Source organism: Streptomyces sp. AN091965 (assembly GCF_022698285.1).
Classification (GTDB): Bacteria; Actinomycetota; Actinomycetes; order Streptomycetales; family Streptomycetaceae; genus Streptomyces.
Window position 1 is genome coordinate 2694211 of the sequence record NZ_JALDMY010000001.1, and the last position, 13929, is coordinate 2708139.

The window sequence follows — 13929 nt, forward strand, 5'->3', positions numbered from 1 at the left end:
AGCGATTCATGCGAACCCACAGCCGACGGAGGCGCGGGCCCCTGCTCGCCGCTGCCGCCGCAGGGACGCTGCTCGTCCCGTCGCTGTCCGGCTGCTGGGCCGGCGCGGGCGGGTCCGGGTCCGGCGGCGACTCCATCAACGTCCTGATGGTGAACAACCCGCAGATGGTCGAGTTGCAGAAGCTCACCGCCGCGCACTTCACCGAGGAGACGGGGATCGAGGTGAACTTCACCGTGCTGCCCGAGAACGACGTCCGCGACAAGATCAGCCAGGACTTCGCCAACCAGGCCGGCCAGTACGACGTGGCGACGCTCAGCAACTACGAGATACCCATCTACGCCAGGAACGGCTGGCTGCGCGAGCTCGGCCGTTACGCGCGCGAGGACCGCGCCTTCGACCAGGACGACATCCTGCCGCCGATGCGCCAGTCCCTCACCGGCGCGGACGGCAAGCTCTACGGAGAGCCCTTCTACGGCGAGTCGTCGTTCCTGATGTACCGCAAGGACGTCTTCGAGAAGGCCGGGCTCACCATGCCCGCGCGCCCCACCTGGCGCCAGGTCGCCCGCCTCGCCGCCCGGGTCGACGGCGCCGAGAAGGGCATGAAGGGCATCTGTCTGCGCGGCCTGCCCGGCTGGGGCGAGGTCATGGCACCCCTGACCACCGTCGTGAACACCTTCGGCGGCACCTGGTTCGACAAGGACTGGAAGGCCCGCCTCGACTCCCCCGCCTTCGAACGGGCCACGCGCTTCTACGTGGACCTCGTACGCGAGCACGGAGAGTCCGGGGCGGCGCAGTCCGGGTACGCGGAGTGCCTCAACAACCTCACCCAGGGCAAGACGGCCATGTGGTACGACGCCACGGCCGCCGCCGGCTCCCTGGAGTCCGCCACGTCTCCGGTCAAGGGGAAGATCGGCTACGTGGCCGCGCCCGTGGAGCGCACGCCGAGCTCCGGCTGGCTCTACACCTGGGCCTGGGGCCTGCAGAAGGCCTCCCGGAACCAGGACAAGGCCTGGAAGTTCATCTCCTGGGCATCCGGCAAGGAGTACGAGGAACTCGTCGGCGAGAAGATCGGCTGGTCCAACGTGCCCGCGGGAAAGCGCTCCTCGACGTACGCCGATCCCCGGTACCGCAAGGCGGCGGCCGCCTTCCAGGGCGTGACCCGCGCCGCCATCGCGGGCGCGCGGCCGCGCGACCCGGGCGTGCAGCCGCGGCCCGCACCCGGCATCCAGTTCGTCGGCATCCCCGAGTTCACCGACCTCGGCACGAAGGTCTCGCAGGAGATCAGCGCGGCCATCGCCGGACGCACCTCCGTCGCGTCGGCCCTCGGCAGGGCCCAGGACCTCGCCGAGGAGATCTCCGAGGAGTACGAGGGCCGATGACCGCCACGCCGACAGCCACCCGCACGCCCCCGCGCTTGCCCGGCTCCGCGCCGCGCCCCTCGCCCCGGCTGCGCGCCTGGGTCACCCGGGCCCCGCTGCTCCCCGCCCTCGTCTTCATGATCGCCGTGACCCAGCTGCCCTTCGTGGCCACCCTGGTGATCTCGTTCTTCGACTGGAACGCGCTCTACCCGGACGCCCGCAGGTTCACCGGCCTCGCCAACTACCACGAGGTCCTCGCGGACGCCGACCTGCGCGAGTCCGTGCTGACGACGATCCTCCTGACGGCGACGGTCGTCCTCGCCAGCCTCGTCGCCGGACTCGGCCTCGCACTGCTCCTGGACCGCAGGTTCCGCGGCCGGGGCGTGGTGCGCACCCTGCTCATCGCGCCGTTCCTGCTGGTGCCGGTCGCGGCGGCCCTGCTGTGGAAACACGTCCTCTACAACCCGGAGTACGGCCTGTTCAACGGGATACTGCACTGGGTGGGCGGGGACGGCGCAGCCCAGCCCGACTGGATCTCCGACACCCCGCTCATCGCCGTCGAACTGGCCCTGATCTGGCAGTGGACGCCCTTCATGATGCTGATCCTGCTCGCGGGGCTGCAGAGCCGCGACCCCGAACTCATCGAGGCGGCCCGCATGGACGGCGCGGGCAACTGGCAGGTGTTCCGCCATCTGACGCTGCCCCATCTGCGCCGCTACCTCGAACTGGGCGCCCTGCTCGGCTCGATCTACATCGTGCAGAACTTCGACGCCGTCTTCACGATCACCTCCGGCGGCCTGGGCACCGCGAACCTGCCCTACACCGTCTACCAGAGCTTCTACCAGGCCCACGAGAACGGCCTGGCGTCCGCCGCCGGTGTGCTCGTCGTCATCGGGTCGATCGTCATCGCGACCTTCGCGCTGCGCGTGGTGTCGTCCCTGTTCCGCGAGGAGGTGTTCCGCGCATGACCGGTGGTCCGGGTAGGGCCGGTGATCCGGGTACGACCGGAGGTCCGCGCACACCCGCCCGACGCGCCCGACGCGCCCCCCGCGCGGTCCGCGCCAGGCGGCTCGGTCTCGGCCTGGCCGCGTGGCTGGCCGGGATCGTGTTCTTCCTGCCGATCGCCTGGATGGCCCTGACGTCCTTCCACTCCGAGGAGGACGCGGCGACCAACCCGCCCGCGCTGGCCGCCTCGCTCACCCTGGACGGCTACCGCGAGTTCTTCGGCGCGGGCGGCGGCGCGAGCCCCTGGCCCTCGCTGATCAACTCCCTGGTGGCGTCGACGGCGTCCACCCTCCTCGTCCTGCTCCTCGCGCTGCCCGCGGCGTACGCGCTGTCCGTGCGCCGGGTCCGCAAGTGGACCGACGTCCTCTTCTTCTTCCTCTCCACGAAGATGCTGCCGGTGGTGGCGGGCCTGCTCCCCCTCTACCTCTTCGCCAAGAACACCGGCTTCCTCGACAACATCTGGCTCCTGGTCCTCCTCTACACCTCGATGAACCTGCCGATCGCCGTCTGGATGATGCAGTCGTTCCTGTCCGAGGTGCCGGTGGCCGTCATCGAGGCCGCCCATGTCGACGGCGCGCGGCTGCCCACCGTGCTGACCCGGATCGTCGCGCCCATCGCCCTGCCGGGCATCGCCGCGACCTCCCTGATCTGCTTCATCTTCAGCTGGAACGAACTGCTCTTCGCCCGGGTGCTCACCGGCGTCGTCGCCCAGACCGCACCCGTGTTCCTGACCGGCTTCATCACCAGCCAGGGCCTGTTCCTGGCGAAGGTGTGCGCCGCGTCGCTCGTCATCTCCCTGCCGGTGCTCGCCGCGGGGTTCGCCGCCCAGGACAAGCTGGTCCAGGGCCTGTCGTTGGGAGCCGTCAAGTGAAGGCCGCCATCATCGAGTCCGTCGGCACCGCGGTGGTCGGCGAGGTGCCCGACCCCACGCCGGGGCCGCGCGACGTCGTCGTCGAAGTCGCCGCGTGCGGCCTGTGCGGGACCGATCTGCACATCCTCCAGGGTGAGTTCGCCCCGACGCTGCCCGTCGTACCGGGGCACGAGTTCGCCGGATCGGTGGTGGGCGTCGGCACCGGCGTCACGGAGCTGCGGGTGGGCGACCGCGTCGCCGTCGACCCCTCCCTGTACTGCTACGAGTGCCGCTACTGCCGCACCGGCCACAACAACCTCTGCGAGCGGTGGGCGGCCATCGGCGTCACCCGGGCCGGGGGCGCCGCCCAGTACGCGGTGGCTCCCGTCGCCAACTGCGTACGCCTCCCCGACCACGTGCGCACCCAGGACGCGGCGCTCATCGAGCCCCTGTCCTGCGCGGTGCGCGGCTACGACGTGCTGCGCGCGCGGCTCGGGGCGCACGTGCTGATCTACGGCTCCGGGACCATGGGCCTGATGATGCTGGAGCTGGCCAAGCGGACGGGGGCGGCCAGCGTGGACGTCGTCGACGTCAACCCCGACCGGCTCGCCACGGCCGAGCAGCTCGGCGTCACGGGGGCGGCCACGCGCGCCGACGAGCTCGACCGGCCGCACGGGTGGGACGTCGTCGTCGACGCGACGGGCAACGCGGCGGCGATCCAGGACGGCCTGGGGCGGGTGGCCAAGGCGGGCACGTTCCTGCAGTTCGGCGTGGCGGACTACGACACCCGCGTGGCGATCGACCCCTACCGCATCTACAACCAGGAGATCACCATCACCGGCTCCATGGCGGTCCTGCACAGCTACGAGCGCGCCGCGGAACTCTTCGCGAACGGCGTGCTCGACCCCGACGTCTTCATCAGCGACCGGCTGCCGCTGACCGACTACCCGGAGGCGTTGGCGAGGTTCGCGGCGGGCGAGGGCCGCAAGATCGTGGTGCTTCCCTGAGCGGTTCCATCGGCGCTCCGCGCCTCGTCCTCAAGCGCCGGACACTTTCAGCCCGTCCGGCGTTTGAGGACGAGCGCGCCAGCGCGATGAAGGGCGGGGTGCCAGGGGTGGCAGCCCCTGGTTCGGGAAGGGGCGGGCCAGGGGCGCACCGCGAGGGCCACCCGGCTGCCCAGGAACTGAGGGCGAGGTAAGGGAACGGCAAAGTCCCCTCGCTCGTTACTCCAGGCATGACAGCTATGACCCCCGGCTCGAACATCCCGCTCGCCGCGACCCGCGTCGCCGTGGACGTCTCCGCCCCCGTGCGGCTCGACGTATCGGGCCTGCTGCTCACCGCCGACGGCAAGGTGCGCTCCGACGACGACTTCATCTTCTACAACCAGCCCACGGGCCCCGGCGTCGCCCACCGCTCCGGCGGCGGCAGCACGCCGGACGCGATCACGGTGGACACCGGCGCCGTCCCGCCCGGCATCGAGAAGATCGTCGTCACGGCGAGCCCGGACGCCGCAGGCCAGTCCTTCCAGGGCATCGAGCCCACCGCCACGATTCGCAACGCGGACGACGGCTCGGTCCTCGCCACCTTCACCCCGCCCCAGCTCGGCGCGGAGACGGCCCTGGTCATCGTGGAGATCTATCTGCGCAACGGCGCCTGGAAAGCCCGCGCGGTCGGCCAGGGCTATGCGAACGGCCTCGCGGGCATCGCCACGGACTTCGGCGTCTCGGTCGAGGAGCCCGCCCCGGCCGCCGCGCCCCCGGCACCCGCCGCCCCCGCCATGGCGCCCCCGTCCGGCCCGCCGGTCCAGGGCCCGCCGCCGCCCGCCGCGGCCCCGCAGCACGCGGCCCCGCAGGCCCCCGCGGCCCCGGCCGCGCCCGCCCCCGGTGCCGGGAAGATCAATCTGGACAAGGGCCGCGTCAGCCTCCAGAAGAACCAGACCGTGTCCCTGGTCAAGGGCGGCCGCCCGCTGCTCTCCCAGGTCAAGATGGGCCTCGGCTGGGAGCCCGCGTTCCGCGGCAAGGACATCGACCTGGACGCCTCGGTCATCGCGTACGGCCCCCAGCGCAACCACATCGACAGCTGCTACTTCGGCAAGCTGTCGATCCTGCACGGCTCCGTCAAGCACTCCGGCGACAACCTCACCGGCGAGGGCGGCGGTGACGACGAGGTGATCGTCGTGGACCTCGGCCGTCTCCCCCAGGAGGTCAGCGGCCTGGTCTTCACGGTGAACTCGTTCTCGGGCCAGAAGTTCACGGAGGTCGCCAAGGCGTACTGCCGCCTCATCGACGCGGCCACCGGCGAGGAGCTGGTCCGCTTCGACCTGACGAACGCGGAGGCGCAGACCGGCGTCATGATGGCGAAGCTGATCCGCCAGTTCTCCGGCGAGTGGGAGATGACCGCCATGGGCGACTTCGTCAAGTCCCGCACGGTCCGCGGCATGGTGAAGCCCGCCGCCCAGGCCCTGTAGCCGCAGGCGGGGCGGGGGCCGAGTCACGTCTCGGCCCCCGCCCCTGTCAGTGCGCCCAGGGCCAGTCCGTCGAGCGGCCCGCTTCGAGGAGTTGCACCGTGCGGAAGGCGGCGTCGGTGAGGCCGCCGAAGACGTGGCGGCCCGCCGTGCCGGAGGCGCCGTGGCCCGCCCGGTAGCCCGCCAGGTTCCAGGTGTAGACCGGGACGTGCGCCGGGATCTGGTCGGTCGGGTCGCCGTGGTGGCTGTACGCGGCCTGCTCGTCGGTGACGATCAGGACGCGGTCGTGCCCGCGGTAGTGCCGCCGCACGGCCTCCGTCGTGTTGGTGCCGCCGAGGCTGTCGAAGCGCTCCAGGACCTTCAGGACGGACTCGCCCCGCCGGTGCGCCACCGGCGCGCTGCGCGTGCCGAACTGCACGAGGTCGGCGTCGGCCGCCCGCAGCGCGAGGGCCGTGCCGAACACGGCGGCGGCGTCCGCCCGGTTGAGCTGCGAGCGCTCCGACAGGGGCGACCACATCGACCCCGAGCGGTCCACCAGGATCAGCGAACGGCCCGGCAGCACGGGCACGTTGGCCAGCGAGTGGCCGAGCGCCCGCTCCAGCGCGTACCCCCAGCGCAGCGACGGCGCGTGCTGGTACGCGGCGAGGTAGCGCAGCGGGAACTGCCGCGAGCGCGCCACCTCGTCGGGGTCGGCGAGCTTCGCCGCGACCCGGGCCGCGACCTCGTCGCCGACGCCCGCCTCGTCGAAGTTCCGCAGATTGCGCACCAGGGCCATCGCGCCCATGGACGGGATCACGGCCTCCCAGGCCGCCCGGTCCATCGGCCCCTGGAGCCAGCCCGCGAGCGCTTCCCAGGTCATGCCCGCGGCGGCGAGCCGCTCCGCGCCGCCCGCTCCCGTGACGACGCGGCGCCGCTTGGCGACGCGCAGCGCCATCAGGTCGCGATGGGCCGCGAGGGTGCTCAGGGACCTGGGCACGACGGCGTCCTGCGGGTGGTGCCGCCGGTCGAGCGCGTACTGGAACAGGTCGCCCTGCCACGGCTTGGCCGGGTCGGGCGTGGGGTGCGTGAGGTTCAGGACGTCGCCGAAGCGGTAGCCCTTGGACGCCGTGTCGTACTTCAGGAGCGAGCGCTGCGAGTAGAGGCGGCGCACGGCGTCGGCGATGCCGCGCTTCACGGGCTTGGGCACCGTGCGCCCGTGACGGGACGTCCAGTAGCCGAGCAGCTCGCCGGGCTCGTCCGGGCGACGTAGCACGGAGGCGACGACCTGGCGGTTGGCGGGGCCTTCGACGGCGCCCGCCGCGAGCCGTGCGTGGACGTACTCGGCCGCGCCGACCAGGGACGCCGTCCTCATGTTGCCGTCGCCGCGCAGCCAGCCGAGCAGGCCCGCGGTCCACTCCGGGTCCGCGACGGCCAGCTCGCGCACGAGGGCGGCGAACCGGTCGTCGCGGGCCTCGCCGCTCTCGTAGTACGTCTCCTGCGTCACGAAGTTCGCGACCGCGAGCAGGAAGAGTTCGGAGCGGGCGTCCCGGACGTGGCCCCGGCCGCCCTGGTGGGTGCGGGTGACCACGCCGGTCGAGCGGACGGGCGAGGCGGGCGGCCCCTTGGCCGCCTTGGCGTTGAAACGCGCCATGGTGGATTCCCCCGAATGCGGAGCCTCCCGAGATCACCTCGGCGGCGGCGTTTCGGAAGAGGAAGGAGCCGCAGCCGTCGCACCGGGAGGCGCGAGCGTCTGTGCGTGTCCAGAGATCGAGGTCGGCGGAACTGACGTGTGGTGCTCTGGCCCCTGAGCTACACCGGCGTGAAGTACCGGTGGCGGGACTCGAACCCGCGACCTCCCCGTTAGCAGCGGAAGTAAGTCCTGCCTGCGCACCTGGACGTGACTCACTCTAGGAGCGCGGGCTCACCCGGCGCCAAGGGTTTTCCCGAGGACACGGCCCTGCCCCGGCCGGGGTCAGGGGCGCTGGCGGCGCCACGGGCCGGTGATCGCGAACATGATGCCGGGGGTCTGGATGTTCGCGTACAGGGTCCTGCCGTCCGGCGAGAAGGTGACGCCGGTGAACTCGCTGTAGGCGGGCTTCTCGGGCGTGCCCTCGTTGAGTTCGTTGCGGGCGATCGGGTACGTGCGGCCTCGCTCGGTCGCGCCGAACAGGTGCTGGATCCCGTCGCCGTCCTCGGCGAGGACGAGCCCGCCGTAGGGCGAGACGGTGATGTTGTCCGGCCCGTCGAAGGCGCCGTCCTTGCCGGGGTCCTGGTTCACGCCGAGCAGCACCTTCAGGGTGAGGGTGCGCCGACCGGGGTGGTAGAACCACACCTGCCCGTCGTGCTGCGCGCCGGGGCTCTCGGCACGGGCGTACGAGGAGACGATGTACGCGCCGCCGTCGCCCCACCACATGCCTTCGAGCTTGCGGGCGCGCGTGACGGCGCCGGTGCCGAACTGCTTGCGGACCGAGACGGTCCGGGCGTCGCGGTCGGGGACCTCCACCCAGTCGACGCCGTACACGGTGCCGATCTTCGTGGCCCGGGACAGGTCGTCGACGAACCGGCCGCCGGAGTCGAAGCACTTGGGCGCCTTCAGGACGCCCGCGTCGTCGGCGAGGGCGCGCAGTTTGCCGCGGCCGTGCTTGAAGCCGTGCGGCGGGGTCCAGCGGTAGAACAGGCCGTTGGGGCCCGCGGCGTCCTCGGTCAGATACAGGTGGCCGCGCTTGGGGTCGACGACGACGGCCTCGTGGGCGTAGCGGCCGAGGGCCTTGACGGGCTGGGGGTCACGGTTGGCGCGCCGGTCGTAGGGGTCGACCTCGAAGACGTAGCCGTGGTCCTTTGTCATGCCGTTCTGGCCGGCCTTGTCCTCGGTCTCCTCGCAGGTCAGCCAGGTGCCCCAGGGGGTGGAGCCGCCCGCGCAGTTGGTGCTGGTGCCCGCGACGCCCACCCACTCGGCGACCTGGCCGCCGCGCCGGTGCTCGACGACGGTGCAGCCGCCGGAGGCCGCCGGGTCGTAGACGAGTCCTTCGGTGAGCGGGACCGGGTACTTCCACTTGGCGCGGGCGCCGCTCAGCTCGTGGTTGTTGACGAGCAGCGTCACCCCGCGCGGCCCGTCGAACGTGGCGGTGCCGTCGTGGTTGGAGGGCGTGAACTCGCCCGTCTCCAGCTTGGTCCTGCCGCTGTACGTGAGGACGCGGTACGAGAATCCGGCGGGCAGGGCGAGCAGGCCCGCGGGGTCGGGCAAGAGCCGGCCGTAGCCGGGCCCGCCGTGGCCGCCGTGGCCGCGGCCGTCCGCGTCGCCCACGTCGAGGTCCTGTGCGGCGAGCGCGCCGGGCGCGGTGGCGAGCGCGCCGACACTGCCGGCGAGCGCGACGCCCGCCCCGGTGAGCGCGGATCGTCTGGCGAAGTCCCTGCGGGTGAGCGACATGGTTTCTCCTCGGGCCTGAGGGAGCGGATGCGGGCGTTCGGCCTGTCCCACGGAGTGTGCGTACCGCCGGGCCGCTGCCGGCGCCAGATTCCCGCTCACGTATAAACGGCGGTTGAACGCGGTCCGACTTCGGCGGTCGACTTCCGGAGTACGGCGTTCCAGCAGTGCCCACCCCTTGGCGAACCAGGAGATCCGTATGACTGTGCAGAGCACCGGCCGCCGCGTTCTGGTCAGCGGCGCCTCACGAGGGCTCGGCCGGGCCCTCGCCCGGGCGTTCGCGGACAACGGCGACCGCGTGGCGGTGCACTTCGGGGCGCGCGAGGAGGAGGCGCGCGCGACGCTCGACTCGCTCGCGGGCACCGGGCACGCGCTGGTCGGCGGCGATCTGTCGGACCCCGCGGGGGCGAAGGACGTCGCGGACCGCGCGGCCGAGGCGCTCGGCGGCATCGACGTGCTCGTCAACAACGCCGCCGTGAACCTGCCGCACCCGCCCGCCACCACCTCGTACGAGGACTGGGCGGCCCTGTGGCAGCGGCACACCGCCGTCAACCTGCTGGCCACGGCGAACCTCAGCCATCTCGCCGCGCACCGGATGATCGGCCAGGGCACGGGCGGGCGGATCGTCAACATCGGCTCGCGCGGCGCCTTCCGGGGCGAGCCCGAGCACCCGGCGTACGGCGCGACGAAGGCGGCCGTGCACGCGCTCGGCCAGTCCCTCGCGGTGGCGCTCGCCCCGCACGGCATCGCGGTGGCGTCGGTGGCGCCCGGCTTCTTCGCCACCGAGCGGGTCGCGCACCGCCTCGGCGGCACGGAGGGCGAGGCCATCCGGGCGCAGAGCCCGTTCGGGCGCGCGGGCACCGCGGAGGAGATCGCGGCGGCGGTGCTCTGGCTTGCCTCGCCCGCGGCGGAGTGGGCCTCGGGCACGGTCATGGACCTCAACGGCGCCTCGTACTTGCGGACTTGAGCCCTCCGGGCAGAGGCCCGCGCGCCGGGCGTTCACCTGTACGAAGATGACGGGTGCGTAACTGGTCGGAAGGGACTTCGTAAACAAGGTCAACAGACGCGGACCGGCGGTAAAGCCATGATTTACCGCAGACCGCCTTGACCGCCGTTGTCCCCGGCAATAAACAACCCCTACCTGCATCACCCACGCGGGAGGCGAGCCGGAGTGGACGCACGCCAGGCGCGCCACCTGCACGAGGACCAGCTGATGAGGCTGGCCAACGTGACCGGGGTCGGCGTCGGGAAGGACGAGCACTCGGGCGCGGACGTGATCATCGTCTTCGTCACCCGCCGAGTGCCGCGCGACCGGCTCCGGGACGAAGACGTGGTCCCGGACGCGCTCGAAGGCGTCCCCGTGCGCGTCCTTGCGATCGGCGACGTCGACGCACAGGGCGACTGACGTCGGCGCACAGGGCGGCTCCCGTACGGCGTGCTCCGGGCCGCGGACCTCCAGCCAGGGGAAACTCAGGAAAAGGGGTGGTCTGGCGTGAGCCAGTCCGAATGGATGCGAGGACCCACCGGCGGCACCCTCAGTGACAGCTCCCGGCAGCAGGCGCTCGGCGACTTCCTGCGCCACGAGGAGCCGCTCGCGAACGTCGTCGGCTTCGGCCACGGCGTCAAGTGGACCTCGGGAGAGCCCACCGGCGAGCCCGCCGTCCTGGTCTTCGTGACCCAGAAGGTGCCGGAGTCGCTGCTGCCCGAACGGGATGTGGTCCCGCGGCAGATGGACGACGGCACGCCCACCGACGTCATCGCCGTCGGCCACGTCGCCGCCCAGCGGCAGCAGCGCACCGGCGTACGGGCCGAGAACCGCGGGCGGCGCGCGTACGACGGCGAGGGCGCGGTCGGCGACCAGCTCGCCGGCCTCGGGCAGCCGCGGCTCGAAGAGCCCGGTGGACTCGGCGCGTTCGAGCCGCAGCTGCTCAAGCGGCGGATGCGGCCGTGCCCCTCGGGCTTCTCCGTCGGCAACGTCCGCGTGACCGCGGGCACCCTCGGCAGCGTCGTCTACGACTTCCTGCCCGGCGCCTCCGTGGACCCGCCCGCCGCGGGCCTCGGCGTACCGGCGAAGTTCTACATCCTGTCCAACAACCACGTGCTCGCCGACTCCAACCGGGCCCAGCTCGGCAGCCCCGTCGTCCAGCCGGGCGTCTTCGACGGCGGCCAGGACCCCGCCGACCGCATCGCGACCCTGGAGCGCTTCGTCGCCATCCAGTTCGCCCCGCAGATCCCGCTCGACCGGCACAACAACGTGGTCGACGCGGCCCTCGCGGCCGTGGACTTCCAGGACGCCACGCGCGAGCAGTACTTCAGCGGGGCGCCGCGCGCCTGGCGGCGCAAGACCAATGTGGCGGTGGGCGACCGCGTGAAGAAGTCGGGCCGCACCACCAACATCAGCTTCGGCCGGATCATCTCCGTCGACGCGACCATCGACGTCAACTACGGCCCGGCGGGCACCGCCCGGTTCAAGGACCAGATCCTCACCACGAACATCTCCGCCGGCGGCGACTCCGGGTCCCTGGTGACCTCCTTCGACAACGTCGCCCTCGGGCTGCTCTTCGCCGGCTCGTCGACGGTCACCGTGATCAACCACATCGAGAACGTCCGCGCGCTGCTGCGCGTCGAGGTAGCGGAGCAGCTGGCCTGACGGCCGGGAAGGGAGAGCCCACCCCATGACCACCCAGGCACGCAAGCAGAAGGACCGGCCCCGCACGGAGCACCACTTCTTCAACCCGCAGGGCGCCCAGGTCAAGACCCGTGACGAGGCGTTCGCCGCGCCCGCGCAGCTGGAGGTGTCCGCGGAGGCCGTCGCGACGGCCTGCGAGCTCACCCTCCACAACGGGCAGGTCACCTTCGCGATGGAGGTGAAGTACAACCCCGACACCTATCCGCACGTCGTCATCGGCGGCCGGATCACGTCAGGCATCTGCGGCGCCCCGTGGGACATCACGGGCGGCCACATCGGCGACACGCTGCGCCTGGACGCGAAGCGGGCGGGGCAGGGGTCCTGCGCGTCGACGATCACGATCGTCGGGCAGTACCAGAACCCGCCCGCGTACCGGGGGACGTACGGCTTCGAGGGCGCCACGTCGTCGTTCCGCCACACGACCCGCTACGAGTGCTAGGCCTCGGGCCGGCCCGGCAGCACGGACCCCGCCGCTCCGCGGCGGGGTTCTCCCACCCGCCCACCCGTATCTGCCCCGGCGCCGCAGGGCCCCTGCCCGGGTGGGGCTAGGCCTGTTGCGACCTGGCCTTGAAGGCCGCCTTGCGGGCCTCCTTGGCCACCTTCTTGTCCGAGTGCAGCCGCCCCATCGCCTCCAGGACCTCCGCCGTGGCGGGGTGGTCGACCCGCCACGCCGCGGCGAAGAACCCGCTGTGCTGGGCGGCGAGCCCCTCGACGAGCGCGCGCAGCTCGTCGGAGTTCCCCTCGGCCGCCAGCTGGGCCGCGACCGTGTCGATGGTCAGCCAGAAGACCAGGCCCTCGGAGGGCGCGGGTACGTCGGCGGCCCCGTGCTCGGCGAGCCACACCCGTGCGAGCCCGCCGAGTTCGGCGTCGTCGAGGACCTCGCGCAGGGCGGGCTCGGCCGCGCCCCCGACGAGGGAGAGCGCCTGCTGGCAGTGGAGGCGCCGCAGCGGCGCGCCCTCGTCCGCCCCGCGCGCGGCGGCCAGCAGCTCCCGGGCCGCGGGCAGCGGCTCGCGCCCGCCGAGCCACCGCTCGATCTCGGCCTGCGCGGCGGCCCGCGGGAACGCGGCGGTGGCGTCGAGCAGCGAGTCGGCGCCCTTGTCCGCGAGGTCGCCGACGGCGGGCGCGTCGACCCCGGCCTCCAGCATCCGCGCCCGCACCCCGTACAGGCCGAGCGGCGTCAGCCTGACCATGCCGTAGCGCGTGACGTCCTCGTCGTCGACGGGCGGCAGCGGCTCCCCCGCGGTCCCGGCGGCCTCCGCGGCCTCGTCGACGTCCGCCATGAGGGCCTCGTCCACCGGCTGGTACTCCACGAGCCCGACGGGTTCGAACATCCGGAACTGGTCGTCGAGGCGCATCATCGCGTCGGAGACCTGCTCCAGGATGTCGTCGGTGGGCTCGCCCATGTCGTCCGGCACGATCATGGAGGCGGCGAGGGCGGGCAGCGGCACCGCGCCGTCCTCGGGGGCGCCCTCGCTGACGGTCAGCAGATACAGATTGCCGAGGACGCCCTCCAGGAACTCGGCCTCGGCCTGCGGGTCCCAGCCCAGCTCGGCGAAGTCGATCTCGCCGCCGCCCTGGATGACGTCGACGAGGTCCTCCAGGTCGGGGACCGTCGCGTCGGCGAAGACGGCGTCCAGGGCGCCGAGCCAGATGCCGAGGACGTCCTGCGGGCCGCCCGAGGTGATCAGGGCGAGGTCCTCGCCGGTGGCGACGGTGCCCTCGGCGTCGTCCTCGTCGGCGTCCTCGACCTCGACGAGGCCGGTGTCGACGGCGACCCGCCAGGCCTCGCTGGCGTACGCCGCCGCGTCCCCGGCCTCCAGACCGTCGGCCCCGTCGACGAGCCCGAGCTCGGCCGCCGCCGCGGGCAGCTGCTCGTCGACGAGCTCGCCGCCCGCGCCGACCCGCGTGTCGGGCCCGGCCCAGCGGGCGAGCCGCACGGCGCGGGCGAGCAGGGGGGTCGCGAGCGCGTCCCGCGCGAGCTCCGCTTCTGAGTGCAGCAGCACCGGCGGCAGGGTGGCGGGGCTTTGGGACATCGGCTGGTTCTCCTGACGGGCCTGACGGGGTACGGGTCTGCTGCGTGCAGCGTAGACGGGTTTGCCCCGTTGCCGCCCACCGCGCCCCCGGGCCCGACTCCCCCGGGACACATCCCGGGCCCCACTC

General features: G+C 72.7%; 12 protein-coding genes. 9 read left to right on the top strand and 3 right to left on the bottom strand.

What is annotated here, in order from left to right; genetic code table 11:
• The first annotated feature begins 8 nt into the window (after positions 1-8).
• From MQV74_RS11075 to MQV74_RS11095, 5 genes are all read left to right on the top strand, one after another.
• A complete protein-coding gene (locus tag MQV74_RS11075; protein WP_242716401.1) occupies positions 9-1379 on the top strand; it encodes an ABC transporter substrate-binding protein in 1371 nt (456 codons plus the stop codon).
• Positions 1376-2326, top strand: coding sequence for a carbohydrate ABC transporter permease (locus tag MQV74_RS11080; protein WP_242716404.1), 951 nt, complete (start codon positions 1376-1378; stop codon positions 2324-2326). The genes MQV74_RS11075 and MQV74_RS11080 overlap by 4 nt, the downstream gene beginning before the upstream one ends.
• Positions 2323-3234, top strand: coding sequence for a carbohydrate ABC transporter permease (locus MQV74_RS11085; protein ID WP_242716406.1), 912 nt, complete (start codon positions 2323-2325; stop codon positions 3232-3234). Before MQV74_RS11080 ends, MQV74_RS11085 begins: the two co-directional genes overlap by 4 nt.
• A complete protein-coding gene (locus MQV74_RS11090) occupies positions 3231-4220 on the top strand; it encodes a zinc-dependent alcohol dehydrogenase family protein (RefSeq protein WP_242716408.1) in 990 nt (329 codons plus the stop codon). The genes MQV74_RS11085 and MQV74_RS11090 overlap by 4 nt, the downstream gene beginning before the upstream one ends.
• Before the next feature lie 236 nt (positions 4221-4456).
• Positions 4457-5680, top strand: a complete 1224-nt coding sequence (locus MQV74_RS11095) for a TerD family protein (protein ID WP_242728593.1) — start codon at positions 4457-4459, stop codon at positions 5678-5680.
• 46 nt (positions 5681-5726) lie between these two features.
• Here MQV74_RS11095 and MQV74_RS11100 read toward each other — a convergent pair whose 3' ends face one another.
• Positions 5727-7307, bottom strand: coding sequence for a TROVE domain-containing protein (locus tag MQV74_RS11100; protein WP_242716410.1), 1581 nt, complete (start codon positions 7305-7307; stop codon positions 5727-5729).
• A 321-nt stretch (positions 7308-7628) separates the two neighbouring features.
• Entirely contained in the window at positions 7629-9083 is a 1455-nt protein-coding gene (locus MQV74_RS11105; protein ID WP_242716412.1) for an alkaline phosphatase PhoX, read from the bottom strand.
• A 196-nt stretch (positions 9084-9279) separates the two neighbouring features.
• Between MQV74_RS11105 and MQV74_RS11110 the strand changes: the two genes are divergently transcribed.
• The 4 genes from MQV74_RS11110 (at position 9280) to MQV74_RS11125 (ending at position 12208) form a co-directional block, all read left to right on the top strand.
• Entirely contained in the window at positions 9280-10047 is a 768-nt protein-coding gene (locus MQV74_RS11110; RefSeq protein ID WP_242716414.1) for an SDR family NAD(P)-dependent oxidoreductase, read from the top strand.
• 204 nt (positions 10048-10251) lie between these two features.
• Complete coding sequence (locus MQV74_RS11115; protein ID WP_242716417.1) at positions 10252-10485, top strand: hypothetical protein; 234 nt, start codon at positions 10252-10254, stop codon at positions 10483-10485.
• A gap of 87 nt (positions 10486-10572) precedes the next feature.
• A complete protein-coding gene (locus tag MQV74_RS11120) occupies positions 10573-11730 on the top strand; it encodes a S1 family peptidase (RefSeq protein ID WP_242716419.1) in 1158 nt (385 codons plus the stop codon).
• Positions 11731-11755: 25 nt separating this feature from the next.
• The gene (locus MQV74_RS11125; protein ID WP_242716421.1) at positions 11756-12208 is read left to right on the top strand and encodes a hypothetical protein; all 453 of its coding nucleotides are present in this window, start codon (positions 11756-11758) and stop codon (positions 12206-12208) included.
• 106 nt (positions 12209-12314) lie between these two features.
• Here MQV74_RS11125 and MQV74_RS11130 read toward each other — a convergent pair whose 3' ends face one another.
• On the bottom strand, positions 12315-13802 hold the full coding sequence (locus MQV74_RS11130; protein WP_242716423.1) for a hypothetical protein: 1488 nt from the start codon (positions 13800-13802) through the stop codon (positions 12315-12317).
• Positions 13803-13929 lie beyond the last annotated feature (127 nt).